General features: G+C 58.8%; 2 protein-coding genes. Both read right to left on the minus strand.

Translation table 11 applies throughout. The features are described from left to right. Nucleotides 1–59: 59 nt before the first annotated feature. Nucleotides 60–1355 carry a hypothetical protein gene (locus Q1A75_RS23745; RefSeq protein ID WP_299593498.1) on the minus strand — a complete coding sequence of 432 codons (1296 nt, stop codon included), beginning with the start codon at nucleotides 1353–1355 and terminating at the stop codon, nucleotides 60–62. Then, nucleotides 1352–2191: DotH/IcmK family type IV secretion protein (locus Q1A75_RS23750; protein WP_299593495.1), on the minus strand; the 840-nt coding region annotated here is incomplete at its 5' end. The genes Q1A75_RS23745 and Q1A75_RS23750, both read right to left, overlap by 4 nt.

Below are 2191 nucleotides of genomic sequence, written 5' to 3' on the forward strand. Positions count from 1 at the left end.
AATGCACTGTTGAGCGATAGATATTGTAACGGTCATCCGCCATGATCGACCTTTCGCTCTCAACGCGTGGGCGTTTCCACATTGCTGGTGAACAAGACGCCGATGATCTGACGCGAGCGCAGCGAGATCAGAGGGCCTTTCGGAGCGCTCTGTACAAACTCTCCGGCCAGATCGTTCCCGACCTCTGCGAGACCTTTGTACAGTCCTTGTTCGATGGTTGCGGCAGGGCGCGTGACGCCCGTGACGCCGCCAAGGTCGATCAGGGACGTACCGGGGTCAGAGAGCGCTTCGCCAACGCCCGACACAAAGGCTGCTGCAACACGTGGCGCATAACGCGCAAAGAGCCGTCGATCCAGATCGGTACGCACAGCAAGTGACTTCTGCCGTGAATCCACGGCGTAGGCCGATACGGGCACCTGTGTCCCGTCGGGCAAGACAGCTGAGTTGAACTGAACGACAAGATGGGTGTTGTTCTGGTTTGCTTCAAAGCCACCCAATAAACGTGCACCTTTGAGAGGGCCTTTGCGGATTTCAGCGACGACAGGGCCGGGGGTGTCGCTATCATTGGTAATGATTGTCGAGGCCAAAACGACATCTCCGGCTCGGATCAGCGGCTGAGAAGGGGCAGGGGAGGCACGTTGCGCTGCGCTACCATTGGCTGCTGTGCCTTCAAAGGCTGGCTCTTCCTTCGGCAACAAGTCTTCTTCGATCACAACTGTGCCTGCAGAGGGTTGAACCTGCCAGGAACTCAGCAATCCTTGCTGCTGCGTGGCCATCAGCTGCGCGAGCTGATTAATCCGCGCATAGTCGGGTGATGCGGGTTGGTTTGGGATCGGCTGCGCCTGCTGTCGCACGGGTTGCTCGCGATCAATCACGACGGTCCGCGGTTGCTGAGTCTCGACGGGCACATTGGCCGGGGGCAAGGGTCGGTTCGGGTTGGGCGCGATGGCCGGTGGTTTCTCATCGATCTGGCGCAACGGCTCGTCCGGTGTCGCAATGAAAGAGGTGTCATTGTCTTGCGCCTCAAGCGCACCGTCCTGGTTCTGTTGCCGCAGATTGTCCTGATAGCGCTCTGACGTGCGCAACTGATCGCCCGCAGGTGTATCATCGACGTTCGGTGTCCCTGCCACCTTACTTGGCCCGATGAGTTCGGGGTTCTTCCAGACTTCGTAGCCAACCGCACCGCCCACTACGAGAATGGTGAGGACGGCGATGTTCCTGAACGAGAGCAAGCCGCCCTTACGCTCACGGTTGATATGGCTTGTGCGATCCCGGCTTGCGGTGTCCGTCGGATCGACCGCTGGCCCGATATCCGCATCATCACTGTTCTTGTTTGGTTCTTTTGACTCAGTCATTGAGAAATCCTCACTTTCGAGACACGGCCGTTCGATGAGATAAGAGCGACGGAAGTCGGTCTGATCCGATAGGCTTTGACCTGCCCGGGGCCGGTCAGGATCCTTGAGGCGGGCGGCGAGATGATCGCATCGGCCGATTGCAAATAGATCGCGCCGTCATAGCTCCAGGCCCGCACGGCTGGATTGTCCGTCGAGAGGCGCACAGCGTTGCCCGGAATATCGGCCCCAGTGGCAAAGGCCATCATCACATCGTTAGACGCGCGGGCGACGGGTTCGCTCTGCCTGGTCTGAAGCGGTTTTGAGGCCGCGTTGGGGCCCAATCCGTGCACTGTGAAATCGCGGCGATAATGGGTGTTGAGTGAGTTTGTCCGGACCTCGAACACCAAGGGCCGGCTTTCTCCGACGAGCGACACGACGATGTTGGAAAACCCATGCGGCACCAGGGGCGTGACCGCCAGTTGATTGGAGCCTTCCTGCATCGCATAGACCTGAAAGCTCTTAGGCTTACCAATCACATAAGATGCGACCGGCCAGGCCGCACCTGTGCGATCATAGAAGGCCATGACGCTGACAGTATCCGGTCCAGTCAGCAGAACCTCGGGTTCTTGAGCAGAATCCAACGTCAGTCGCTTGGCATCCGTAATGGCATTTGGAAACTGGCCAGACGGCGGTGTTGCAGCCGCTTTCTGGCTTTCATCGACACGGCGGCGATAGTCCAGGATCATTTCAGGCGTCATCGGGAATTGGCTTTGGATCGCCGCGCCATAGGCGGTGATTTCTTCGGGCGTCAGCGGACGGTCGAGATCATCAAGGCTTTGAAGCAGCTCTTGCGCGCC

Origin of the sequence: uncultured Tateyamaria sp. (genome assembly GCF_947504105.1) — a bacterium.
GTDB lineage: Bacteria > Pseudomonadota > Alphaproteobacteria > Rhodobacterales > Rhodobacteraceae > Tateyamaria.